The following is a 22,441-nucleotide window of genomic DNA, read 5'->3' as shown; positions in this document are numbered from 1 at the left end:
TTACATCCGATGTTGACACCGCCCGTCGGGTGCGGTGTTTTTCGGCCGGTAGCGCGCGTACGACCGGATGGCTTTGCTGTCTAGGGCCAGGCGCTTGCCGTAGTCGGGAAGGTACGCGGCCACAGCTTGCTGGAGCGCGACAAAGAGGGACTCCAGCTCGGCTTCATGGGCTTCAATCCGTTTCCAGAAGCGACTGAAGGCCGCGGCACTTGGCACATGGTCACCAAAGCCCAAAAGCCAGCGCAACTGTCCGTTTCGGCTCAGTTCGCGTCGCAGGGATTCGACGCTCGGGTGCTGGAACACGACGAGGGCGATATACGCATTCCACATGGCCCGCACGGGATAATCGTCCCGGCCCCTGCCGCGGGCTTTCTCCAGTTTTTGCATGAGCGCTTCGTCCGGGAGATGTTCAAGGACAAGCCTCAGGCGTTCGAGATCGCCGAGTCCGGCAATTTCGTTCCACGAAAACAGGGAGCCTTGTGGTATAATGGCCATACAGGTCTACTCCTTTGGGCAGGTTCTCCTCCTTTTGAGTTTACCAAAAGGAGCGGCAACCTGCTTTTTTATGTTCAAATTTTGGGTTCCTCTTTTGTGGGGTAAGTATTGTCAGACAACTTTTTCGACATGGCTCTGAACGACCCAGAAAGCGTTTGCCCCCACCTTTTCGGTGGGGGATTGACCGTTTTGTGAAGGTGAAAGTGAGCCGAATACCAAGGGATTCGGACAGCGAAAAAGGCTCGGCTCTAAGCTCAACAGTGGGGTTGCTCAAGCAGGAAAAAGGCGGCCCGAGCGCTCATGGGATCGTCCCCACACCCCATCGCAGGAAGGCTCCAACCGCCTGTGAAACCGCCTATGGACACGCGCTCGGTCTTCAAGACCGGATCATCGATCGCCTGGAGCAAAATGAGCAGAGCGTCGATGGGGTTGCCGGGCGGCCGAAAAAGGAAGCGCGCTGTCCCCATGGCCGGGTCATCCGCCGCCTACGTTCACCGCCGTTCGTCAAAGGGGCGGCGGAAACGGCACACGGGGGTGGAGCAAAAGCCGGTCTCTCTCCGGATTCGGCCGCGGCGGTGCCGCGCAAAAACGAAGCAGACCTCACCGAGCGTCCGACGAAAGCGCCGGCCGCGACCCGCCGGGCTCCGGAACGGGGTGCAGTTTCACGGGGGCAAGGAAGAGCTGCGAGACCGCTCCCGGATCGCCTCCCGGGAGGAAACCTTGGACCCCACCAAGATCTTGACAGCGCGCGTGATTTACGATAAGGTAAAGCCATAGAGCTATATATTCTTTATCTGCTACCGTTTCGTTAGATCATGGGCGATCCCATCTCGCTTCATGGAGGCAAAGGAGGTCGAAAGGATGGTTTTCCAGCTCGATGTGGACGCGGGGCTTCTCATCATTCGCCTCTTCGTCGGCCTCATCGTCGCCGCCCACGGCGCCCAGAAGCTGTTCGGATGGTTCGGCGGTTACGGGCTCGGCGGCGTCGGCGGCTGGCTGGAGTCCCTCGGATTTCGCCCCGGCCGGCTGTGGGCCGCTCTGGCGGGCGGCAGCGAATTTTTTGGCGGACTTTTGTTTGCGCTCGGGCTCTGGACGCCGATCGCCGCGCTCTTGATCGCAGCGGTGATGATCGTCGCCCTCTTTACGGTGCACGTGAAACACGGGCTTTTCATCGACAAAAACGGCTACGAATATGTGCTGATCCTGGCGGTCGTCGCCCTCGTCATCGGCTTTTTGACCGGCCCCGGCGCCTACCGCGTTTCGATCGGCGGCTGAAGTTTGACCTCCAGGCGCTGCCGGCGCGTCCGGGGCTCAGACACCGGCGGTGCCGATGCATGCCCGCTCACCGCTTGACCTAAAATAAACAACAAAAGGAGGTCTGCCGGTGATCGCGCCGGCACTTTTTATCGCCCACGGATCGCCGACGCTGGCGATCGAAGACGATGCGTATGCGGCGTTTTTGACCCGCCTCGGCGCGTCGTGGCGGGACGCGGCCCAAAAACCCCGGGCCGTCGTCGTGTTCACCGCCCACTGGACGACGCGCCATCCGGCGGTGTCCATGAGGGACGGCCCCTACGAGACGATCCACGATTTTTATGGCTTTCCGGAAGCGCTGTATGAAGTGACCTACCCCGCCCGCGGCTCGAAGGCCGTCGCCGAACGCGTCCGGACGAGCCTCGCGGCGGCCGGCTTTCCGGTTTCCGTCGATCCGGCCCGGGGGCTCGATCACGGCGCCTGGGTCGTCCTCCGACGCCTTTTTCCGGCGGCGGACGTGCCGGTCGTTCAGGCGTCGGTCGTGCCGGGGTATGCGCCCGAACAGTTGTTTCGTATCGGCGAAGCGCTCCGCCCGCTGCGCCGGGAAGGCGTGCTCCTGATCGGGAGCGGCGGCACGGTGCACAATCTCATGTCGCTTCGCTGGGCGGAAGCGGAGGAAGCGGAAGCGTGGGCCGTCGCCTTTGACGACTGGCTGCTCGAAAAGACGATGCGGCGGGATGTGGCGGCCCTGTTCGACTACCGCCGGACCGCGCCGCACGCCCTCCGGGCGGTGCCGACGCCGGAACACCTGGCGCCGTACTGGATCGCCCTGGGCGCCGGCCTGCCGGATCAGACGCCCGAAGTGCTGTATCGGGACTACCAGTACGGCAGCCTGAGCCTGCTCGCGGTGGCGTTTTAGTGGCCTTTGAGCGGTCGCGTTTTAAACGCGTTCTAAAGGAGTGGTGGCAGGATGGCGAAGGTGCTTCCCCTCTCGCCGACGACGGACGGCGAAGGCGCCCAGGTGCGGCGGCTCATGCCGACGCGGACCCTGTTCTTTTTGGATCCCTTTTTGCTTTTGGACCATTTTGCGGTCAGCCCGCCGGCCGGCTTCCCGCCGCACCCGCATCGCGGTTTTGAAATCATCACCTATATGCTCGAAGGCGCCTTCCGGCACGCCGACGACGCCGGTCACGAGGGCGTGATCTTCGCCGGCGGCGCCCAGCGCATCACGGCGGGTTCGGGCATCTGGCACTCGGAGATGCCGGGAACGGACGGCGTCAACGAGGGACTGCAGCTTTGGATCAACCTGCCGCGAAGCGAAAAAGGCATCCCGCCGGGCTATCAAGACGTGCCGCCCGAAGCGTTTCCGGTTCATGCCCAAGGCGGTGTCACCGTGAAGACGATCGTCGGAAGCGGCTCGCCGATCGAAATCCTCCGTCCGATGCGCTATGAAGACGTCACCCTCGCCTCCGACGGCCGGTACCGGATGGAGATTCCGAACGGAGATCAGGGATTGGTCTATCCGCTGGCCGGCCGCCTCCGGGTTCAGCTCCGCGGCGGTGCGGAAGACGGGCGCGTGCTGGAAGTCCCGGCCGGTTCGGCGCTCGTCGTCCTCGCCGGCGAGGCCGCCGAACTCGACATCGAACCGGCGCCGGAAGGCGCCGAGGAAAAGGCGTCCGCCACCGACCCGGACGCCTCGGCTGCCGGCCCCTCCGCGCCCACCGCCCATGCCCGCGGCACAAACGGCGCAGCCCGCCTCGTCGCCGTCTTCGGCACGCCGATCGGCGAACGCCCCGTTTTCCGCGGAAGCTTCGTGGACTGAAAACGCCGTCGAAATCGTTACGGACTTCCGGGCCGTCCATCAAGCTTCCATAAATAAGCGCCATCAAAATATAGCGCCAACAACCGACCCCGCCCGCGCCATGCAGGCGGGGTCGGTTCGTTCATCGTTTTATGATTTGGTTTCCGCCGTCGAAGACTTTTCCTTCGTCGAAGACTTTTCCTTCGGCACCGATTTTTCCTTCGGCAACGAAAGAATGAGCGCTGCGGCGAGGACAAGGGCGATCACCCAGAGCAAGATGGCCAAATCAAACGACCCGGCCCGATCGCGAATCGCCCCGGTCACGTACGGACCGACAAATCCCCCGATGTTGCCGATCATGTTGATGAGTCCGATCCCGCTCGCCGCGACCACGCCCGACAGGAACGTCTGCGGGATGGCCCAGAACGCCCCAAAGTACGCATTGAGGCCGACGGCGGCGATGGACAGCCACACGAGGAGCCATGCGGGATGATGATGCGGGCCGTAAGCCAAAAGAAGCAGGCCGAGTCCGCCGACGAACCACGACAGGACGGTGTGCCAGCGCCGCTCCCCGGTCGCATCCGAATGACGGCCGTTCAGATACATCGTGATCGCCGCCAGCGAGAACGGGATCACCAGGAGCCAGCCGACCGAAGCGTTCGTCAACCCCGAAATCTGCTTGGTGATGGACGCCACGAAGTAGTTAAAGCCGTAGAAGCCGATACCGAGCAAAAACATGCTGATCGCCACGCGCCAGACGATCGAATCGCGGAGCGCCAGCGCCCAGCTTCCATGCCCGGCGCCCGCCTTCGCGCGGCGTTCCGCCTCCAGCTGTTCGCGAAGGGCGCGCTTCTCCTCTTCGCTGAGCCAACGGGCGTCTTCCGGACGGTTCGTTAAGAACAGGAGCATGAGGAGCCCGAGAACCACCGCCATCGCCCCTTCCACGATGAACAGCCATTTCCATCCGGACAGCCCCAGCCACTTCACCCCCAGCAACCACGACGCCAGCGGCCCGCCGATCACCTGTGAAACGGGAAGGCCGATGTAGAACCAGCTCACCGCCTGGGCCCGGTCCCGCTCGGGAAACCAGTGGCCGAGCATGACGAGGGCGGCCGGGACAAAACCCGCTTCCGCCAAGCCGAGCAAAAACCGAAGCAAGTAAAACTGCCAGGGGGCCTGCACAAAAGCGAACAACATCCCCACGATGCCCCACGTGATCATGATCCGGACGATCCACAGCTTCGCGTTCCATCGTTCCGCCAGGATGGCGCCGGGAATTTCCAAAAGCCAGTATCCGATCGCAAACAACCCGGCGCCAAGGCCGAAGATCTCCGCCGTAAAGCCCAGCTCCTCGTTCATCGTCAGGGCGGCATAGTTGATGTTCGTCCGATCCAGAAACGCCACGACATACGCCAGAAAAAGCCAAGGCAAAACGCGACCGGACGCCTTCCTCCGCGCGCTCATGAACGGGCTCATGAAAATCATCCCCCTTCTCCAGATCATGGAATACCGTAAATATTCGAATTCATGAGGCCAAAGAAGCGCCCGCCGCAAGCGCTGAGCGGGCACCAACCGTTCGGCGATCGGACGGCATTTAACGCTTCGATGGGAATGCGGAAGCAGAAGATGATTCATCGAGAGAAAGCGACGTCATCTTCCCGCGGTAGAAGACGAGCGGGTCCCCGTCCCGATACTGAAATTCCTGAACCTCCCCGAGGTAGAGCACATGGTCGCCACCGTCGTACGTCTGCCACGGCGTGCAGACGATCGTCGCCAGCACACCGCCCAATCGGGGCGCGAGCGCCCCTTCGACCCAGGGAATGTCGAGGCCTTCCCGGGGCTTCCCGGCAAAATGATAGGCCAGATCCTCCTGATCGGAGGACAGGATGTTCACCGCAAAAGGCCGTCCGGGGAGCTTTCCGTAAGCTTTCGTCCGCCGATCGATCGCTACAAGGATGAGCGGCGGATTCAGCGACACGGACGTAAAAGAGTTCATCGTGATGCCGTACCGTCCGCCGTCTTCCCCCCGGTAGGTCACCACCGTCACCCCGGTGGCAAAACGGCCAAGACAGTTCCGAAGCTCTCGCTGATCGATCGCCTCCGACACACCGCTCACCCCCTGAACGATGCGGTTCCCCTAACGCTTCGTTTCCCTTTTACCCCGGCCAGCGGTCGTTCACCGGCTGGGTCTCCAAAAAGCGTGCCGGATATTCCGGACCCCACCACAATCGACCGCGGCGGTCGTACTCCTCCCACGTCCACCGAATCGGCGGGCGATCCAGATCCCGCGGGTAGTCATTGGCGTAGATCTCGATGCGGTTCCCGTCGGGATCGCGGATGTAGAGGAAAAGCGCGTTCGACAGCCCGTGCCGCCCCGGCCCGAACTCGATCGACGCCTGGTACCCCGCATCGGCCAAAAGATCCGCCGTGCGGATGATCTCCTGCGGCCCTTGGACGAGGTACGCGACGTGATGAAGCGCGGGGCCCTTCGCCCGGACCAGCGCCACATCGTGCGTCCCGGGCGCCCGGCGCGTCCACGCGGCAAACGTCGCGCCGTCTTTGACCACGTATTCCGACACGCTGAACGCGAGCCGGTCCCGCCAGTACTGAAGCGCCGCATCGACGTCGGCGACGCGCAAGTTCATGTGATCGATCCGAAGCGGCGGAATCCCGCGGAAAAGATGCGTCCGGCGCATCGGGAGCGCGTCTTCGGAGGACGCGATGCTAAAAGAATGCACCTGATCCATCTCGTGATAAAACGCCACCGGATGCCCGTTCGGTTCCCGCACCCAAAGCGCTTCTCCCATGCCCGGCAACGTCCCTTCGGGCACGCGGCGCAGCGGCACGCCGAGGGCGGCATGGAGTTTTTCCAGCGTTGAAAGCGCCTCCGGGCTCGCCACCCGCAGCCCGAAATGGCCGAGCCCGGGGGTGTCGCGGCGCGTCAGGATCAGCGAGTAGCGGTCGAATTCCTCAACCCCGCGCAAATACAGGCGATTCTCCGTCCGCTCCGCTTCAATAAATCCGAGCACCTCGACGTAAAACGCCCGCGCGCGCTCCAGATCCGTGACGTACAGCTCAGCATAGCCCAAGCGGAGGATCATCGCCGTCCCCCCTCCTCTTCTTCCCTTTTTTGCTTGGCCCACGTCCGGTAGTCGATGAGTCCGGCGCTTTCCCGTCGATTGGCGTCCAGCGCCTCCAGCAACCGCGAATTTTCAATGAGCAGCATTTCAACGGTCACCGTTCCTGTGTTGTAATGGCGGTGCCAGATCCAGGGCGGCGTGTAAACAAAATCGCCCTTCTTCCAGCGCACGATCTGCTCCCCGATCTCCGAATACCCCTCGCCCTCGAGCACGAAATGGACCGATTCGTGAACATGCCGCTGAAGGTCGGTCGCCGCGCCGACCGGAATCCGCTGCAGATAAAACTCCATCGTCCGCGCCGGAATGTCGAGGAGAACGCCGATCTCGCTCGGATTGCCGGTGACCGACGCATCGAGCCAGATCGCGTCTTCCGAATGGACGACCAGCCCCTCGGCGCCGATATCCTGCCGGTCGCGATTTTTGAGCTTTTTTAACTGAGCCATGAAAGCGGCCAGTTTCGCCTCGCGCTCGGCGGGCGCCTGCTTCCCGTCACGAGCCTTTTTTCCGGCCCCGTCCACCGGCACCACCTCTCCTTGCTCATCGGACACCGCTCACCGGGCGCCGCATTTCAACAACGCGCCCTTTTCCCGAAGCATCGCTTAACCCAGCAGATGAAGCGGCGTAACCAGCGTAAACCCGCCGTCGACGACGTGCGTCCCACCCGTCATGAACGCCGACTCCTCCGAGGCCAGAAAGGCGACCAGCCGCGCGACGTCTTCCGGGCGACCGAAGCGGCCGGCCGGAATCCCGCGGAGATCATGCTCGAGCACCGCCTCGACCGAAAGGCCCCGCGCCTTGGCCCGCGCCTCGGCGATGGCCCGGCTGCGCGCCGTATCGATGTGCGCCGGCGCGACGACGTGCGTCGTGATGCCGTGCGGCGCCATTTCCACGGCGAGCGATTCGGCCAGCGCTTTGACGCCGGCGCGCATCACGTTGGACAGGTGCAGCTCCGGAAGCGGCCGGATAACCGATGATGACGTCATATAGATGAGCCGCCCGAAACGTCGCTCGATCATCCCCGGGAGAACGCGGCGCGTGAGCCGAATGGCGGCGTCGAGCACCAGCCGGTAGGCCTTCTCCCAGTCGGCTTCGGAAAGCTCCAAGAACGTGCCGGGCCGAGGCCCGCCCGTGTTGTAAACCAAAATGTCGATCCGACCGAATGTTTGCAGCGCCTGTTCGGCCAAGGCGTCGATCGACGCCGGCGACGTAAAGTCGGCCAGCGCAAACGCCACCGAACGCCCCGTGGCACGAGCGATGGCTTCAGCCGTTTGCGGTAGAAGATCCTTCTCGATTCCGCTTAAAAAAACGTCTGCCCCCTCCTCGGCCAGCGTTCGGGCGATCGCCTGCCCGATCCCGGAGCTTGAGGCCGTCACCAGCGCCTTTTTCTCCTTTAACCGCACGACGGTTCCCCCTCAGATTTTCATTTCCTTGGCCTCGGGTTTCTCCGCTTTTGCGGCTTCTTCCTCCCTATACAGGGCCAGCGCCCGCTCGACCAGCGCCAGCGCTTCCCGTTTGTCATAAGCGCTGTACTGCGTCTGAATCCTCAGGAACATGGGATCTCCGGCGTAGAACCGTTCATACAGGACATGCCGGGAGCCGAAGTCGGAAATGGCCAGGTCCTGCGCGAGTTTGAAGAGGCGAATCTTCTCTTCGGCGCTCACCGTCGCTCCCCGGTAATACTTCCGAATATCGTCGGCGATCGGGCTGTCAAAGACGTCGAAGCTCGAAGGCTGATACATCAGCCCGCCGGCAAAGACGAGGTGCATGATCTCAATCACCCGCGGATACCAGCGGTTGCCCGAATTGCGCACGGCATAGAGCGGCACGACGTTCGGCATGTAAATCCCGTCGGCGTTCGGTTCGGCCGTCGCCTCCGAAGCGATGATCGCCGCCCGCACAAGCTCGATGTACGTCGTCACCTCGCCGATCATGTCCTGCACATGCGGGAACTGATTTGTCTGCACCATTTCCGTCCCCTTCATGAGCAGGCCGGCCAAAAACTGGAGCTTGACGAGCAGTCGGATCGACGTCTGGTGGCCGGTAAACGCGTTGGAGTTGACCTTCCAGATGGTGTTCACGCGCTCCACATCCTGATAGATGAACACGCGCTCCCACGGCACGAACACGTCGTCAAAGACGGCCACCGCATCGAGTTCGTCGAAGCGCGCCGCCAGGGGGTGATCGAGGGTCGACGAACGCGTGTACGGTTCCCGGGCGATCAGCCTCAACCCCGGCGTATCCAGCGGCACGGCGAACGAAATGGCGTATTTGTAATCTTTCTCCGTCGGCTTACGCAGGTGAAACGGCCAGACGAGCACCTCGTCCGCATAAGGACCGGACGTTGCCAGCATCTTGGCGCCGCGAACGATGATCCCGCCGTCCGTCTCGCGGACCACGCCGAGATATGTGTACCCATCCGGCTGCTCCGACGGCGGCTTGCTCCGATCCACCTGCGGATCGATGAGCACGTGCGTCAGAAAAAGGTCGTTGTCGCGGACATATTCGTAGTACTTTTTCACGTTCTCGGCGTACGGGCCGAAGAAATCGCGGTTGATGTACCATGCCGTGAGCATGGCGTTGAGAAAATCCGGCGAGCGGCCCATCAACCCGAACGTCTGCTGCGCCCAGATGAGCGACTGCAGGCGCCGCTTGTAAAGATCTTCCTTCGAGCGCGGAACGAGAAACGACGTCCCGACGAGCCCTCCGGTATCCGGAGACCGGTGGAGCATGTAGGAGGCGTGCTCCTCCGCCCACTGCACGTCGTAGAGGCGGGCCGTCGCCTCCACCGCCGGCCGGATGAGCGGATGCGCGGTCGGATCCGTCACCTTTTCCTTGCCGATCCACGTCTCCGGCGGATGTTCCTTGAGCCGTTGAATGTAGTCGATGCCTTTGCGGGCGCCCATGGCGGATTCCCCCTCGATCGTCTTTCTCATACCATTGAGGACTTCAGTCGAGCCGGCCGCGAATGAAATCGACATGCACCTGGTTGAATTCCTCCGGTTTTTCCCATTGCGGCCAATGGCCGGCCCCTTCGATGACGTGCAGCCTGCTATGCGGAATCCAGCGATGGAGCAGTTCGGCCTCCTCGACCGTGCCGGTCGGATCGTGGTCCGTCCAGAGGATGAGCGTCGGGCTCTGAATCTTCCCCACCCACGAAGGATCCCAGGCGTAATGCTTCCGAATTTCCCAGTCCTGGACGCTGACGATGTGATAGACGGCTTTCTTCATTTCCGGCCGGGTGTAGATCCCATAGCGGATGTGGACGAGCTCGTCCGTCACGAACGACTTATCGTAAAACAACCACTCCAGTCTCGAGCGAACGTTTTCATACGACGCTTCCGTCACCGCGCGGATCGTCGATTCCTTCACCCGCTGCATGACGTCCGGCTTGTTCGTGATGTTGCCCGGCGTGTTCAAGATGACCCGCCCCACCCATTCCGGATGATGCGCCGCAGTCCAGGCGGCCACCCAGCCGCCGAGGGACTCGCCGGAGACATGAAACTTTTCTAACCCCAGGGCCTTGGCCAGACCGATCAAATGATCGCTCAAGTAATCGATCGTATACGGCCGATCCGGTTTGTCGCTCAAGCCATGACCGACCATATCGTAGGTGATCACGCGAAAATGTTCGGCCAGACCCCGGATGTTGCGGGCATAGGCCTCCAGATGCCCCCCCGTCCCGTGGATCAGGATGAGCGCCTCGCCTTCTCCGGCTTCCAGAACGCGGGTTCGGATCCCCTGCACGTCGACGTAATACTGCTGCAAAGGAACGCCGACGAGCTCGAACCAAATGCTGACTGCCTTTTGCATCTGCATCCCCCTTTTAACCGACTTTGCGATCTGCGACGCCCCCGACAACCTTCATTAAAATACTAAAATCTTAGTTGTTCCCAGCATACCATCTGCGTCTTTATTTGTCAAGATTTAATCTAAGGGAAGATTGTTCTTGCAAACAAGGAAACATTGTCCCCACCTGCTTACCCGCAGATGAGATCAGGCTTCATGTGCTTTCGATCTCGTCTCCACAATCAACGGCAAGCAGGTGGGGAACCGTTCTTCTATCGACCGAACGGCTTGGCCAAGAATTGTGTAAAGACCTCTGGCTCTTGCCACGTCAAGCTTTCAAGCATGAGCGGATCGAGCCACGTCTTTTTATCCAACTTCGGTGAATAAATCTCCAACCTTTCACCGTTTCGCGTATATACTTTTCTGATCACCACCTGCGTAAACTCATTTCCGATGATCAACTGATTCGCATCCCCCGTCTTCATCCTCGTTATTATCCTCCTGCACAGCGTGTTTGGAAGACATTTCAATCCATATTGTCATACAATGGTCAGACCTCCATCAGCAACGATCACCGCACCGGTGACGAACGAAGATTCATCCGACGCTAAGAAGAGCGCCACATTGGCAATTTCTTCCGGATCTGCACCACGGCCAAGCGGCGTGGCTTCGGATGCCACTCGATCCAGATCCGGGAAGACCTCTTCCATCGCCTTAGTCATCGGGGTTTTAACGTAACCGGGCGCCAAAGCATTGACACGGATGCCTTTTTTCGCATATGTCGCCGCAAGGTGACGCGTTAGCGAAATAATGGCGCCTTTCGTTGCAGAGTAAGAAGGCCCACCCGGACTGTTGATGAGCGCCGCCGTCGACGCCGTGTTGATGATCGATCCGCCGCCGGCACGGACCAATTCAGGAATGCCGTGCTTGCAGACGAGATAGGTCCCTTTCAAGTTTACGTTTTGGATCTTTTCCCATTCTTCGACGTCAAGTTCCTCTACTGTAATAAAAATGTTCCGATGCGCGATGCCGGCGTTGTTATATAAAATGTTGAGCTTGCCAAACGCCTCGACCGTCTTCGCGATGGCCGCCTTCACCTGTTCTTCGTTTGAGACGTCACAATGAATGGCAATGGCTTCGCCTCCTGCTTCCTTGACCAGACGAATCGTTTCATCTACCCCCTGCGCATCGACGTCAACGGCCGCCACCTTCGCGCCTTCCCGAGCAAAAACGATCGCAGCAGCCCGTCCTTGTCCTCCCGCTGCCCCTGTGATGAAGGCCACTTTCCCTTCTAACCGCTTTAACATGGACTGACCCCTCCTCAACAAAATATACGGATGACCTTCAGTGATACGTTGGCGGTGTTATTCCATTCAGTCGCAAGTGCACGTACAGCTGCCCACGATGATGTGCCTCATGAATCAACCAGAGAAGTAGAAGCTCCGCGGGGGTAACATCCCCCCACGGTGAAGCGATCGGACGCGTAAACGCTTCATTCGACATTCTGCTGATCTCCTCTCGCAGCGCCTCACCGCTTTCCCGCAAGAGCGCCTCGATCGCGGCCCGGTTCGGATATGCATCGCGTGTAACGCCTTGATTCCAGTCCCAACCGCCGCCGAGAAGCGCTTGGATCAAAGCTTTCTCGATTGAAGCGATGTGCCGAAGACTGTCACCAAAGCTAAAGCTTCCTTCCCAAGGCGTAAATTCATAACGTTCATCAGGCATGGCTGCCGCCACTTCGAGCGTTAGTTGACGAACGTTGCTGTGCTGAGACAACAAAAGATTTTTAACATCCATTCATCTCACCTCTTATTTGTTAATGAACTCACCGTTAACTTGACGAAGGGTAATGCGGTAACAACCGATGTACATCCGCTTAGAAAAACACCCCGAGATTCTCCATCCCAAGAGTCGCCTGGTCGATCAAGATCTTTCGCTTCTTTAACCTGAAGCTATCCTCTCTTTTGACCAGCGTATCTTCGCGAACTCCGGTCAGCATCGAATAAGCCGGGTTGTTGCCACGGCTGCGCATCAGTAAGAAATAGCTTCTGACGAAAAACTCAGCATCGCTCATCTGTTCAATTCGCACGTTATCGATGAATCGTCGTGTCCGCGACGGCGGATCTTCGCCCCAGGCGTACTCCGTTTCCAGGCGATCAACCCGTTTTTTGAGCGAAGCATAATTTTCATCAAAGAAATACATCTCCTCGACAAATCCATCCCCGTGGACGCGCTCACGCGTCGTTCGAATGGGCATCGTGTACCGGACATCGGGATCCATCAGCGCAAGCCAGTCGCGAAACCGCCCATCATCCAAGAGGGCCGCTTCCCGATGCAGAAAATCGAGAATTTCAAAATAGATCGCGTCTCCCATCTGAATCGATTTTGTTGTTTTGGTCCCCATGTTCGATCCCCCTTTGCACTCGCTCATCTCTTGGATCATTGTTCATTGCTCTGGATTTTTGGCCGCCCCCGCCTTCCAGTCGGAAGCGGCCTGCAACACCATCATCTATCGTTTACTCGCTCATCAACTTAGCCCACTGACGCCAGATGTTCAGCTGGTTCGCCTCACTGTAGTCCCCCTGGTACACCACACCCGGACCCGGCCATTCGCCTTGATCCGGCTTGCGATCGATGCCCATGCGGTAAATAAATTTCAGCTTGCGCGATGCAATATGTCCTTTTGTCGCTCTTGTGATGTTGCTCCACATTTCCGCATCGTCCTGTTCCAGCATACCGCTCGCACCAAAGGTCCGAACAAACGTTTCTCTGGCCAGCTCCTTCCACCAATCAGGCGACTCCTTTTCCACGAGCACCCACGTAAAGACCTCCATTTCATGCGGTCCGCGCGGGACCCATTGCCGCAAGGTGAGGTACGCCCCCGGACGCTTGCCATCTTCCGTGGCCCAGGTGAAGTAACCGAACGACATGTTGGGAAAGATGGTGCCATGGTTATATGCCAGACGCCGGAACGCTTTTTGATGGTCCTTCGACAATGTCCGTTCAATTTTCTCCACGATCTCTTGGGGAGCGCCGTAGTAAGGCGGAATCTCGACTTCCGGCGGTCCCCCGATTAAGCCTAAGCCGTGCCCGTTTTCACACGATACGTGAACCCCATAATACGCAAACTTTGGATCGCCGCTCGGAACGATCTTCAACTGGACAGCAGAATAATGGGTCATGAACGTGTGATAAGCATCCCCGACAAAATTATCTCCGCCGAGCTTCCAGTTCGATTTGATCACCCAGCGCTGGGGTACCCCGATCACTTCCATACCTTCTTCGGTATGATGCAGCATCATATCGAGATACCACTTTAAACTGCCCAAATACTCTTCAAGAGAAGGCGCCGATTCGTTGAACGTCGCAAAAATAAGTCCTTTGTAGACGGCGACCCTCGCCCGAACCAGGCTGTAAAGATCTTTATTCAGCGCGTCACCGAAAGCCTCTCGATGCGCCGGGACGCCGATCAATTGCCCATCTTGCCGATACGTAAACCCATGATACGGGCACCGGAAATGAGACGTGTTTCCGCGCTCGGAACGACAGACCGGCATGCCGCGGTGTGTGCAAGCATTGAGCACGACGTGAATCTCTCCGTATTCCGATCGGGAGACGATCACTTCTTCATCGCCAATATAACGCAACACATAGTCACCTTTGCTTGGAATTTCCGACTCATGCGCCACAGGCACCCATACCTTGGCAAAGATTTTATCCATCTCCAGGCGGTAAATCTCAGGATCGCCGATGACCCGTGCGGAAATATACCCATTTTCCAAGTCGATCAAGTCGCTAATGCGTGTTCCATCTGAAAGGTATCCGGATTTTACAATTCCATTTTGAACGACCATTAGGACTCCCTCCTCCGCCGGGCGATGATCCTCGTTATGATGATGGTTCCGCTGCTTACGAACCTTTCGCAAACGATTCCGGAGGCAACTGCCCCCAAGCGCTAAACGCCTTCGGGAAGTTGTCCCAGATCTTCGGCGGAGCCTGGCGATCGACCGTCCGCGGCATTTCCGCAGACAACTCAAAGCGGTTGCCGCCTGGCTCCCAGAAGTAAGCAAAAATGTTCCCGCCGACACCATGACGCCCCGGGCCTGTCTCTAATGCGATCTGATGTTGCCCGAGGTAATCCAAGGCTTTCTTAACATGCTCGATCCCGTCCATCTGCCAAGCCAAGTGGTTGAGCGTCTCGCTCGGATTCTCTCCCCCGATCAGCGCCATGTCATGATGATACTCTCCTACGCGCGTCCAAACCGCCCCCCAGACGTCCGGCGCCGGTTGAAAGATATCGGAAATATAAAAGTCTAAGACATCTCGCAAAAACTCCGCCGTCTCGCGCAATTTTGGCACCGGCACTTGCAACGTGATGTGATCGACATCCAGAGGCGCAAATCCTCTTGTCCGCTTCACGTGCGTGAACACCGGATGCAGGTACGTGGGGCGATCCGCAACGAGGACGAGCTCCATCGTATGCCCGCTCGGCAGCCGAAAACGGATGCCGCCGGTGACGCCAGGATCATCCGTCTTGACTTCGGACACGCTGACCCCGCGATCCTGTAAGCGCTTTGCGTAATGTTCAAGATCAATTTCACTGTCAACCTGAAAGGCGAATCGCTCGACGCCCGTCCCGCCAGGTGCAATGGCCAAATCATAGTTGTCATCCGCGCCCAGTCCGAGGTAAATCACGTCGCCGCTTTTGTGAACTTCTTTCAATCCGACGACTTCTTCATAAAAGGCCAGCGCTTTGCCGGTGTCGCTTACGCGCAAATGCGCGTGAGCCACTTTCTGAATGGCCACCGTCTCATCCTCCTTCGTTGAACTCGTTCATGGAGCCCGTCAACGCTTGCTCAGTTAACCCCTGTGTCTATGTGTTCGCTTTCTGATACTAGGATATAAGGATCTTACGAGAAAGTCAAGGGGAATGCGAATTGATTTTTTTCACCATCCCTTTATATTTTCGGAACGCCTTGATATATTGAGCGTTACCTTCGGTGCGAGCAGACCCTTCGACCGACCAAACCATCCGGTGCCATCGCCGTCCTTCATTCCGAACAAATCCGTATAAACTCGGCAAACAGCTCCCGTAAGAACGGAACACAACCCTGGGGCTTTCAACCCGCAAGGGCCCCGAAGCCGGGGCCCTGTCGCAGAAGTCCATTTAATTTTTAAAGACAAACCGTTCGATCCGTGCGTTGTACGCTTCCGGCGCTTCAAGGTTCGGATAGTGACCTGTCTGAAGCCGGTGCAATTCGCTCGAGGCAATGCCTTGATGCAGTGCCTCGATATGGGTCGGCGGAATCGCCCCGTCGAACTCCCCGTAGATGAGAAGCGTCGGGACGCGAATCTGGGAAAACCAGGGGGTCGGGTCCGGTCGGTTCGCCAGCGCCCGGAACGCGGTGGCCACTCCGACGCCGTCCGCCTCCTCGATCATCCGGCGAGCGCTTGCGATCACCTCCGGCTTCGTCGATCGTGCCGCCTCGGAAAAAAGCATCCCGATGAGCTGATCCGCCAGCGCCGCCGGACCGTGGGTCTCTACGGCCTGAGCCAGATCAAGGAACATCTGCCGCTCTTCCGCTGCCGGCGGCAGCGCATGCGTGCTGGAGATCACCAGCTTTTCAATCCGCTCCGGATGATGAGCGGCGATCCAGAGCGCAAGCTGAGCCCCCATCGAGACGCCAGCGACTACCGCCCGGCGGATCCCCAGCCGATCCCACTCCGCGAGGACGCCCCGGGCATAGTCTTCAAATCTCAGCTCGCGATTGGCCGGCGTGCCGCCGAAGCCGGGATAGTCGGCGGCGTAGATCGTCGCCCGTTCACGAAACGCATCGATCTGCGGCTGAAACATCCGCGAATCGAGCGGCAAGGCATGAAGGAAAGCCAGCGTCACTTCGGTCCCCTTTTTTAACGCATAAAACACGGGCTTACACCTCCCGAATCAATTTTTCAACCTGTTCCATCACCTGATCGTAATGGGCATCGAGTCCCATTCCCTGCGCGCCAAAAAAGAGCTGGATGAGAACGTCGCCGGTGTTGCCGGTGTGAAGCCGTTCCGTGAGCTCAGAACGGCTGGCAAAGTCGGAATGAACCACATCCCATACAACTTTATACAGCTTCGTCCGCTCCAAGCCGTCAACGGCCGCACCGCGGACAAACTCCACGATTTCGGGAACGGATTCCAGGTCTTTCAGCGAAGATAGGAGCGTCGCCGCCCCGCTTCCGGCGATCTCCTGAACCAGTTCGACGACGCGCTTGTAGATCATCGGACGGAGGGCACGGAACGTAAGCACGATCTCCGGATTCGGCATCACCCCCTGGTAATAGGGGACCGCCTTCGTCTCCGCGGCGTAGACAAGCGCCTTCATCATTTGTGTCCAAGCGACCAGTTCCCCGAGCCGTTCTTGCTGGCCGCGGAAGCCGATGGTGCCGTTCGCCTTGGCCACTTTGACCGCAAGCGCCGTGTAGAAGGTAAACTTCGTCTGCCAGCGGATCAGGTCGCCGTAGACGAGCTGAACCGCCATGTTGGTCTGACTTAACCAGTTGTCTGCCTTCTCCGGATCGCGATAGACGAAAACGCGCTCCCACGGGACAAACACGTCGTCGAAAAACAGAAAACTGTCGTTGTCATCGAAGAGCGTGGAAAACGGCGCATCCAGCGGATCGGCGACCGGCGGGCGGAACGATTGGCGGCTGAACACCTTAAGCCCCGGCGCGTTAAGGGGCACCGCGCCAATGAAAGCGTAGTCGGCGTCCTCCGGCGTCAGGCGATGGGCCCCGCCGTATCGCAGGATGAGCATTTCATGGTTAAAAGGCGCCGCCGTCGAAACCATCTTCGCGCCGCGGATGATGACGCCATCATCGCGTTCCTGGACGACGCGCAAAACCAGATCCGGATTGGCCAACTCCGACGGTCGCTTGGAACGGTCGATCTGCGGATCGGTAAACGCATTGCCCGGATAGAGCCGCCTGTCGCGGACAACCGTGTAGAAACGGGCCACGTTGTCCTGATAAGGCACAAAATACGGGCCGGCCGCCCCCAACCCGGAGATCACCGGTCCTTTATATTCTGGACCCTGTACGATCATCCCCGCCGAAAGGGCATGAATTCGCTCCATCGCCTCGCGAATTCGCTTGAGATCCTCGACGTTTTGCGGCAGGAGATAGGGGACGAACGCCTGCGCCCCCGTTTCCGTCGTGTAGAGGAGCGATTCTTCCGACGCAATGACGTCATAAATGCGGGCGATCACCCGGGCATACGGCGCAAACGCCGGATGGCGCGTCACATCATCTACCGTTTCACCGTGGTAGATGACGGTGCGCCCATCCCGCAGGCTTTCGAGATAGTCGCTCCCGTTTTTGATCGTCTCGCGCGGTTGATAAACGTCTCGATCCGTCTTTGGCCGGCTCACTTCAGGACCTCCTTTCTTTTTTCGGCATCCTTCTCTCGCCTTCGGACTTCCTCGACGAGCGTCCGCCAGCGGCGGCCGTTTTCCCGCGCCCCTTCCGCGTACGCTTCCGGGACGACGTGATACGGCGGCCGCGTCGGACCGGCTTTGACATATCCGGCCTCGTCAAATCGGATCTTTTCGAGCGGGATGTTGTACTTGGAAAACTCCCGAAAGTTTTGCCGGGCCAGAAACGGCTCATACGTCCACTCGATGCGCTGGGTCACCCATCGGGCATCGTCCCAGCGCCCCTCCTGCACCGCCTTCCAGAGATAGAGCACCGGCTCCGGACCGCAGAGGGCACTGCTCGACCAAAATGCCTGTGCCTCCACCGGATAGAGCGCGACCGCCTGCAGCCAGTCCGAATCGAGCGGCATGAGGCGGATCTTCCCGTTCACCGCTTCGACATCGGCCCGGTATTTCGGCGTCAGGGCGATGTACTTGGCCCCGATGATCCGTGGATTTTTTGCCAGCTCCCGATACACCGGGGTCGGAATCGGCCCCTTGAACGCCTCGGGATTGTCGTACAAGACGATGCTCATCTCCGGAAACGCGGCAGTAACGTCGCGGTAATAGCGGATCATGGCGTCGGGACCGAGTTCGCTCCAAAACGGCCGCCCGAGAAACACGCCCCGCACGCCGAGATCGCGAAGAAAGCGCATCCGCTCGATCGTATCCCGCGTACTGAGCGTCGTCGCCCCGATAAAAAGCGGAAAATCGGGATTGTGCGCGCGAACGGTGAGATAGACAACTTCGGCGAAAGCCTTCCACTCTTCAAAGGTGAGCGTCGCCATCTCGCCCAGCGTGCCGTTGGTGAGGAGCCCGTGGACGCCGTCCCGTAAAAGGTTTTTGACCATCCTTTCGGTTTCGTCCAGATCGACGGTCATCGTTTCCCTGAAGTCCTGAGCGCCCTCTTTGGCCGGCGTCGGGGCCACCGCGATGACGCCTTTTAAGTCCTCGGCGGTCCAGCGCGTCGCCATTGATCGATCGCTCCTTCCTAAACTTACAAGAGGTCAGACAAGGATCGCGCTTCGACCGCTCCCGGCCCAAAAGGCGTCTCTAGAAAGCGAGAAAAAGTTTCCGTCGTCTGCCAAGTCAGGCTTTCGAGCTCCAGCGGATCGAGCTGAATCCGGTAGCCCAATCGGGGAGAATAAATCTCCAGCCGTTCTCCGTTTCGTGTCTTTACTTTCTGCACATGAACGACGGTAAATTCATTGGCCACTTCAAGCTTCATCCCGTGAGGCTCCCCTCGCTTAGCTCTGCGGCAGCATGACCGGCGGCGTTCCGTAAGCAAACATCGACTCCGGCGGCGGCCCGCCAACCACCGCCGTGGCGAGAGCGCGTTCCGCCAGTTCGTCGAAATCCCAGAGTATCGGACCCCAGTCGGAGTCAAAGTTCAAATAACCGCCGCTGTAGACCTCGATTCGATTGCCACCCGGTTCGTAAACGTACAGGAAAAAGGCCTCGCTGATGCCGTGCCGCCCCGGCCCGTATTCGATGAACACGCCCGCTTCCCGCAGAAGCTCCGCCGCGCGAATGACTTCGGCTTCCGTATCCACCCAGAACGCCAGGTGATTGAGCCGACCTTTGGCCCCGGTCGGATCGCGCATGAAGGCAAGGTCATGCGAGAGATTGGAGACGGCCATCCAGGCCGCCATTTCCACCTGATTTTTCACCCACAAGCCTTCATGCCATTTAAACCCGAGTTCCTGAAAGAGCTCCCGACTGGGCGTCGGATCCGACGCATAAAGATTAACGTGGTCAATCCGCCGCACATCGGCTCCCCGATAGGGGCGCTTTTGCGGCCGGTTTTTAAGCAACGGTTTTTTCTCCGACGGCGGCGAATAGCGTTCGACCTCAAAGAACAGTTCGCCCTGATGGCCATCGGGCAGTCGGAATCGATACGTCTGCCCCTGGCCGAGATCCCCTTCCTCCGCCCAGCCGACCCCGAGGCCCTTGCCTTCAAGAAAGCGCGCCGCCTTTTCCAGATCTTCCGGGCTTTCGGTGCGCCATCCGATGTGGCCCACGCCCGCCTCTTTCGCCGCCGTGAGCTTCACCGTATGGTGAAACCAGTCCCCCCACCCCCGGAGATAGACGGAATCTCCTTTTTGGGCGGTCACCTCAAGCCCCAGAAGATCGCGGAAGAAGACCAGACTTTCTTCCGGCTTGGGGGTCAAAAGCTCCACATGGGCCAGCCGTTCGATCCAGTGCCGGCGTTTGCCCATCGCCCATCCCTCCTACAAATTTCAAAACAGAATCGCCAGATTGTGCGTTGGGACGGTCGAGACGTCGAGCACGACCTCCCGCGCCGCCAGCTTCCAGCCCCCGTCCGTCCGCCGCAGCACATCAACGCGCTCCGCGGACAGAAGATCAAAACTCGGGCTGTCACCCCGGCTGCGGAAAAGAAGCAGATTCGAGTACACCCGGACATGCCGGTCATCGATGGGCTCGACGCGTACGTTCGTGACGAAATGCCGCGTCCGGGACGGCGGATCTTCCGCCCACGCCGCTTCGGTTTCCAGTCGTTTGATCCGCATCTCCAGCGAGTACCGATCTTCTTCATAGTGGCTCATGTGATCGATGATGCCGGGACCGTGTACTCGCTCTCGCGTGACCCGAACCGGCACCCGATAGCGGATGTCGTCTGTCAAAAGTTCCAACCAGGCGTTGAATTTCCCGGCATCCAGCAAATGCGCCTCGTGATGCAGAAAGTTAAGAATCTCTAAGGCGTCCACCGCTGTCCGTGACATTTTTAACCCCCCTCACGCTTCAAGCATTTCCAGCCATCGGGCATAGAAGTTGCGCTGATTGGCTTCGGCGTAATCCAGAGGATATGCGACGCCGGGGCCAGGCCAGTTCGGATCGGGTGCCAGATGATCCATGCCCATCTGGTAGTTCATCCGGTTGCGACGGGCCATCTCCCCGCCAGCCGCCCGCGTGATCCCGCGCCACATTTCCGCGTCGTCCTGCTCAAACACCCCGCTCGTCCCGAACGTGCGCAGGTACGTGAGCCGGCTCTGCTCCTTAAACCACTCCGGCGCGTCCTTCTCCACCAGGAACCACGACCAGACTTCCATTTTGCCGGGCGCGATCGGATGCCACAGCCGGAACGTCAGCATCGGAGTCGGCGGATGGACGTGATCGCGGCCGATCATGACGTTAAGGATGGAAAGATTCGGAAACACCGTTCCATGGACGAAGTTCAACTTTTCGGCGACACGGACGTGCGCCTCAGAGGGGTAATTTTCCTTGAGCGAGCGGACGATCTCTTCCGGATAGCCCCAGAAAGGCGGTAGTGGAATGTTCGGCGGTGCCCCGATCATCCCAAGGCCGTGCCCCTTCCCGGGAATATGGACGTGTTCACCATACATCGCAAATTGCGGATCTGGGGGGGCAAGCCCAAGTTCGACCATCGAACGATGTGTCATCAGCGTATGGTAGGCATCGCCGACAAAATTGTCGGCCCCGAGCTTCCAGTCGGCGTCGATCATCCAGCGATGCGGCGCCCCGATCACTTCCAAGCCGGCCGCGCTTCGCCGCGTAAAAAGATCGAGATACCATTTCATGTCTCCCAGCCATTCGTCCAGGGACGGCGCCTTCGGATCGAGGGAGCCGAAAATCATGCCGTTGTATTGATCCAGCCGTGGAATCGGGATAAGCCCCCACGCTTCCTTGTTCAGTCGATCACCGTAGGCTTCCTTTCCGGCCGGAACGCCGACCAGCGTGCCGTCGTTCCGGTACGTCCACCCGTGATACGGACAGCGGAAATGCGAGGCGTTGCCCATCTCCGACCGGCACACCTGCATCCCGCGGTGACGGCACATGTTAAAGTGCGCCCTCACGTTACCGTTTTCATCGCGGATCAGAACAAAGCTATCCCTTCCGATATACCGCACGACGTAATCGCCCACATTGGGAATCTCCGACTCGTGGGCCAAGTAAACCCAGGCGCGGGCGAAAATTTTCTCCATTTCCAGCTCGAAGATCTCGGGATCATGGTAGATCGCTCCGGGGAGCTCCCCAACCGCCAGCTGGCGGCGGGCTTCTTCAAGCAAATGGGTCCCCTCTCCGCCCGAACGTGACTGAGCATAAATCGTCATTGCCATACCCCCCTTTAAAAGCTTACAATCTGAAATCCTTCCTCCGCCGCCCTGGCCAGGATCGGACCGACATAGTCCACATTGAAGCCTTTTAACTCTAACGGCTCCATCTGTACACCCATCTGTTCAAGAATTCCTTTGCACACCGTCGATTCAAGATCCTTCACGGATTCCAGGGCCGCGGAAAAATCGGGATCATTAGCTCCCTCCAAAGGAACACGGACCCCATCAGCGAGAAACACCACCCGCGCTTCTCCGCCCATCTCTTTGATCCGTTGGGCCACCCTCAATCCAGAAATGACCTTCATTTTTTCATCCGGGCCGCTTAAAATGAGCGCCAGCAGCTTGGTCATGGTTTCCCCTCCCCGCACCAATTTGAATCCGTGGTTTTCCTCATGGAATTCTTGAGCCTTA

24 protein-coding genes are annotated in these 22,441 nt (G+C 59.2%); 3 read left to right on the top strand and 21 right to left on the bottom strand.

Annotated elements, in window-relative coordinates; all coding sequences use genetic code 11:
• Positions 1-495: a transposase gene (locus tag K2M58_RS04860; RefSeq protein ID WP_220678512.1), complete on the bottom strand. Its 495-nt coding sequence runs from the start codon at positions 493-495 to the stop codon at positions 1-3.
• A gap of 861 nt (positions 496-1,356) precedes the next feature.
• Between K2M58_RS04860 and K2M58_RS04855 the strand changes: the two genes are divergently transcribed.
• The 3 genes from K2M58_RS04855 (at position 1,357) to K2M58_RS04845 (ending at position 3,571) form a co-directional block, all read left to right on the top strand.
• Positions 1,357-1,770: a DoxX family protein gene (locus K2M58_RS04855; RefSeq protein ID WP_220678511.1), complete on the top strand. Its 414-nt coding sequence runs from the start codon at positions 1,357-1,359 to the stop codon at positions 1,768-1,770.
• A gap of 109 nt (positions 1,771-1,879) precedes the next feature.
• A complete protein-coding gene (locus K2M58_RS04850) occupies positions 1,880-2,668 on the top strand; it encodes a DODA-type extradiol aromatic ring-opening family dioxygenase (RefSeq protein WP_220678510.1) in 789 nt (262 codons plus the stop codon).
• A 51-nt stretch (positions 2,669-2,719) separates the two neighbouring features.
• Positions 2,720-3,571 carry a pirin family protein gene (locus tag K2M58_RS04845; RefSeq protein ID WP_220678509.1) on the top strand — a complete coding sequence of 284 codons (852 nt, stop codon included), beginning with the start codon at positions 2,720-2,722 and terminating at the stop codon, positions 3,569-3,571.
• Positions 3,572-3,700: 129 nt separating this feature from the next.
• Here K2M58_RS04845 and K2M58_RS04840 read toward each other — a convergent pair whose 3' ends face one another.
• The 20 genes from K2M58_RS04840 to K2M58_RS04745 all read right to left on the bottom strand — a co-directional run bounded on the left by K2M58_RS04840 (position 3,701) and on the right by K2M58_RS04745 (position 22,380).
• Positions 3,701-5,014 carry an MFS transporter gene (locus tag K2M58_RS04840; RefSeq protein WP_220678508.1) on the bottom strand — a complete coding sequence of 438 codons (1,314 nt, stop codon included), beginning with the start codon at positions 5,012-5,014 and terminating at the stop codon, positions 3,701-3,703.
• Positions 5,015-5,144: 130 nt separating this feature from the next.
• Positions 5,145-5,657, bottom strand: a complete 513-nt coding sequence (locus K2M58_RS04835) for a flavin reductase family protein (protein WP_252393539.1) — start codon at positions 5,655-5,657, stop codon at positions 5,145-5,147.
• Positions 5,658-5,706: 49 nt separating this feature from the next.
• Positions 5,707-6,651, bottom strand: a complete 945-nt coding sequence (hpaD, locus tag K2M58_RS04830; RefSeq protein ID WP_066198435.1) for a 3,4-dihydroxyphenylacetate 2,3-dioxygenase — start codon at positions 6,649-6,651, stop codon at positions 5,707-5,709.
• Positions 6,648-7,208, bottom strand: coding sequence for a cupin domain-containing protein (locus K2M58_RS04825; RefSeq protein WP_220678507.1), 561 nt, complete (start codon positions 7,206-7,208; stop codon positions 6,648-6,650). The genes hpaD and K2M58_RS04825 overlap by 4 nt, the downstream gene beginning before the upstream one ends.
• Before the next feature lie 81 nt (positions 7,209-7,289).
• On the bottom strand, positions 7,290-8,090 hold the full coding sequence (locus K2M58_RS04820; RefSeq protein WP_220678506.1) for an SDR family oxidoreductase: 801 nt from the start codon (positions 8,088-8,090) through the stop codon (positions 7,290-7,292).
• Positions 8,091-8,102: 12 nt separating this feature from the next.
• Positions 8,103-9,593 carry a 4-hydroxyphenylacetate 3-hydroxylase family protein gene (locus K2M58_RS04815; protein ID WP_220678505.1) on the bottom strand — a complete coding sequence of 497 codons (1,491 nt, stop codon included), beginning with the start codon at positions 9,591-9,593 and terminating at the stop codon, positions 8,103-8,105.
• Positions 9,594-9,636: 43 nt separating this feature from the next.
• Positions 9,637-10,500 (bottom strand): alpha/beta fold hydrolase, encoded by an 864-nt coding sequence (locus tag K2M58_RS04810; RefSeq protein WP_220678504.1) that lies wholly within the window; start codon positions 10,498-10,500, stop codon positions 9,637-9,639.
• Between the two features lie 515 nt (positions 10,501-11,015).
• Positions 11,016-11,783 carry an SDR family NAD(P)-dependent oxidoreductase gene (locus K2M58_RS04805; RefSeq protein ID WP_220678503.1) on the bottom strand — a complete coding sequence of 256 codons (768 nt, stop codon included), beginning with the start codon at positions 11,781-11,783 and terminating at the stop codon, positions 11,016-11,018.
• A 37-nt stretch (positions 11,784-11,820) separates the two neighbouring features.
• Positions 11,821-12,273: a DinB family protein gene (locus K2M58_RS04800; RefSeq protein ID WP_220678502.1), complete on the bottom strand. Its 453-nt coding sequence runs from the start codon at positions 12,271-12,273 to the stop codon at positions 11,821-11,823.
• Positions 12,274-12,352: 79 nt separating this feature from the next.
• Positions 12,353-12,880 carry an aromatic-ring-hydroxylating dioxygenase subunit beta gene (locus K2M58_RS04795; RefSeq protein WP_220678501.1) on the bottom strand — a complete coding sequence of 176 codons (528 nt, stop codon included), beginning with the start codon at positions 12,878-12,880 and terminating at the stop codon, positions 12,353-12,355.
• 112 nt (positions 12,881-12,992) lie between these two features.
• The gene (locus K2M58_RS04790) at positions 12,993-14,330 is read right to left on the bottom strand and encodes an aromatic ring-hydroxylating oxygenase subunit alpha (RefSeq protein ID WP_220678500.1); all 1,338 of its coding nucleotides are present in this window, start codon (positions 14,328-14,330) and stop codon (positions 12,993-12,995) included.
• A gap of 55 nt (positions 14,331-14,385) precedes the next feature.
• Positions 14,386-15,282: a VOC family protein gene (locus K2M58_RS04785; RefSeq protein ID WP_066198407.1), complete on the bottom strand. Its 897-nt coding sequence runs from the start codon at positions 15,280-15,282 to the stop codon at positions 14,386-14,388.
• Between the two features lie 361 nt (positions 15,283-15,643).
• Complete coding sequence (locus K2M58_RS04780; protein ID WP_220678499.1) at positions 15,644-16,402, bottom strand: alpha/beta fold hydrolase; 759 nt, start codon at positions 16,400-16,402, stop codon at positions 15,644-15,646.
• Between the two features lie 4 nt (positions 16,403-16,406).
• Positions 16,407-17,891 carry a 4-hydroxyphenylacetate 3-hydroxylase family protein gene (locus tag K2M58_RS04775; RefSeq protein ID WP_220678498.1) on the bottom strand — a complete coding sequence of 495 codons (1,485 nt, stop codon included), beginning with the start codon at positions 17,889-17,891 and terminating at the stop codon, positions 16,407-16,409.
• Positions 17,888-18,907: a dihydrodipicolinate synthase family protein gene (locus tag K2M58_RS04770; RefSeq protein WP_066198397.1), complete on the bottom strand. Its 1,020-nt coding sequence runs from the start codon at positions 18,905-18,907 to the stop codon at positions 17,888-17,890. Before K2M58_RS04770 ends, K2M58_RS04775 begins: the two co-directional genes overlap by 4 nt.
• Positions 18,908-18,930: 23 nt before the next feature.
• Positions 18,931-19,161 (bottom strand): dihydrodiol dehydrogenase, encoded by a 231-nt coding sequence (locus tag K2M58_RS04765; RefSeq protein ID WP_066198395.1) that lies wholly within the window; start codon positions 19,159-19,161, stop codon positions 18,931-18,933.
• A gap of 19 nt (positions 19,162-19,180) precedes the next feature.
• Positions 19,181-20,152 (bottom strand): VOC family protein, encoded by a 972-nt coding sequence (locus tag K2M58_RS04760; protein ID WP_220678497.1) that lies wholly within the window; start codon positions 20,150-20,152, stop codon positions 19,181-19,183.
• A 21-nt stretch (positions 20,153-20,173) separates the two neighbouring features.
• A complete protein-coding gene (locus tag K2M58_RS04755; protein ID WP_220678496.1) occupies positions 20,174-20,677 on the bottom strand; it encodes an aromatic-ring-hydroxylating dioxygenase subunit beta in 504 nt (167 codons plus the stop codon).
• Positions 20,678-20,689: 12 nt separating this feature from the next.
• Positions 20,690-22,027, bottom strand: coding sequence for an aromatic ring-hydroxylating dioxygenase subunit alpha (locus K2M58_RS04750; RefSeq protein ID WP_220678495.1), 1,338 nt, complete (start codon positions 22,025-22,027; stop codon positions 20,690-20,692).
• Between the two features lie 14 nt (positions 22,028-22,041).
• The gene (locus K2M58_RS04745; protein WP_220678494.1) at positions 22,042-22,380 is read right to left on the bottom strand and encodes a DsrE family protein; all 339 of its coding nucleotides are present in this window, start codon (positions 22,378-22,380) and stop codon (positions 22,042-22,044) included.
• Positions 22,381-22,441 lie beyond the last annotated feature (61 nt).

Origin of the sequence: Hydrogenibacillus sp. N12 (assembly GCF_019645935.1) — a bacterium.
Classification (GTDB): domain Bacteria; phylum Bacillota; class Bacilli; order Thermicanales; family DSM-22653; genus Hydrogenibacillus; species Hydrogenibacillus schlegelii.
The sequence above is the reverse complement of the archived record's forward strand: the minus strand, read 5'-3'. Positions and strand labels throughout refer to the sequence as shown.

Excerpts from the sequence above, each read along its gene's own strand:
- K2M58_RS04860 (WP_220678512.1), bottom strand. The coding sequence starts at position 495 with ATGGCCATTATACCACAAGGCTCCCTGTTTTCGTGGAACGAAATTGCC.
- K2M58_RS04855 (WP_220678511.1), top strand. The coding sequence starts at position 1,357 with ATGGTTTTCCAGCTCGATGTGGACGCGGGGCTTCTCATCATTCGCCTC.
- K2M58_RS04845 (WP_220678509.1), top strand. The coding sequence starts at position 2,720 with ATGGCGAAGGTGCTTCCCCTCTCGCCGACGACGGACGGCGAAGGCGCC.
- K2M58_RS04840 (WP_220678508.1), bottom strand. The coding sequence starts at position 5,014 with ATGAGCGCGCGGAGGAAGGCGTCCGGTCGCGTTTTGCCTTGGCTTTTT.
- hpaD (WP_066198435.1), bottom strand. The coding sequence starts at position 6,651 with ATGATCCTCCGCTTGGGCTATGCTGAGCTGTACGTCACGGATCTGGAG.
- K2M58_RS04815 (WP_220678505.1), bottom strand. The coding sequence starts at position 9,593 with ATGGGCGCCCGCAAAGGCATCGACTACATTCAACGGCTCAAGGAACAT.
- K2M58_RS04810 (WP_220678504.1), bottom strand. The coding sequence starts at position 10,500 with ATGCAAAAGGCAGTCAGCATTTGGTTCGAGCTCGTCGGCGTTCCTTTG.
- K2M58_RS04805 (WP_220678503.1), bottom strand. The coding sequence starts at position 11,783 with ATGTTAAAGCGGTTAGAAGGGAAAGTGGCCTTCATCACAGGGGCAGCG.
- K2M58_RS04800 (WP_220678502.1), bottom strand. The coding sequence starts at position 12,273 with ATGGATGTTAAAAATCTTTTGTTGTCTCAGCACAGCAACGTTCGTCAA.
- K2M58_RS04795 (WP_220678501.1), bottom strand. The coding sequence starts at position 12,880 with ATGGGGACCAAAACAACAAAATCGATTCAGATGGGAGACGCGATCTAT.
- K2M58_RS04790 (WP_220678500.1), bottom strand. The coding sequence starts at position 14,330 with ATGGTCGTTCAAAATGGAATTGTAAAATCCGGATACCTTTCAGATGGA.
- K2M58_RS04770 (WP_066198397.1), bottom strand. The coding sequence starts at position 18,907 with ATGGCGACGCGCTGGACCGCCGAGGACTTAAAAGGCGTCATCGCGGTG.
- K2M58_RS04765 (WP_066198395.1), bottom strand. The coding sequence starts at position 19,161 with ATGAAGCTTGAAGTGGCCAATGAATTTACCGTCGTTCATGTGCAGAAA.
- K2M58_RS04760 (WP_220678497.1), bottom strand. The coding sequence starts at position 20,152 with ATGGGCAAACGCCGGCACTGGATCGAACGGCTGGCCCATGTGGAGCTT.
- K2M58_RS04755 (WP_220678496.1), bottom strand. The coding sequence starts at position 20,677 with ATGTCACGGACAGCGGTGGACGCCTTAGAGATTCTTAACTTTCTGCAT.
- K2M58_RS04750 (WP_220678495.1), bottom strand. The coding sequence starts at position 22,027 with ATGACGATTTATGCTCAGTCACGTTCGGGCGGAGAGGGGACCCATTTG.
- K2M58_RS04745 (WP_220678494.1), bottom strand. The coding sequence starts at position 22,380 with ATGACCAAGCTGCTGGCGCTCATTTTAAGCGGCCCGGATGAAAAAATG.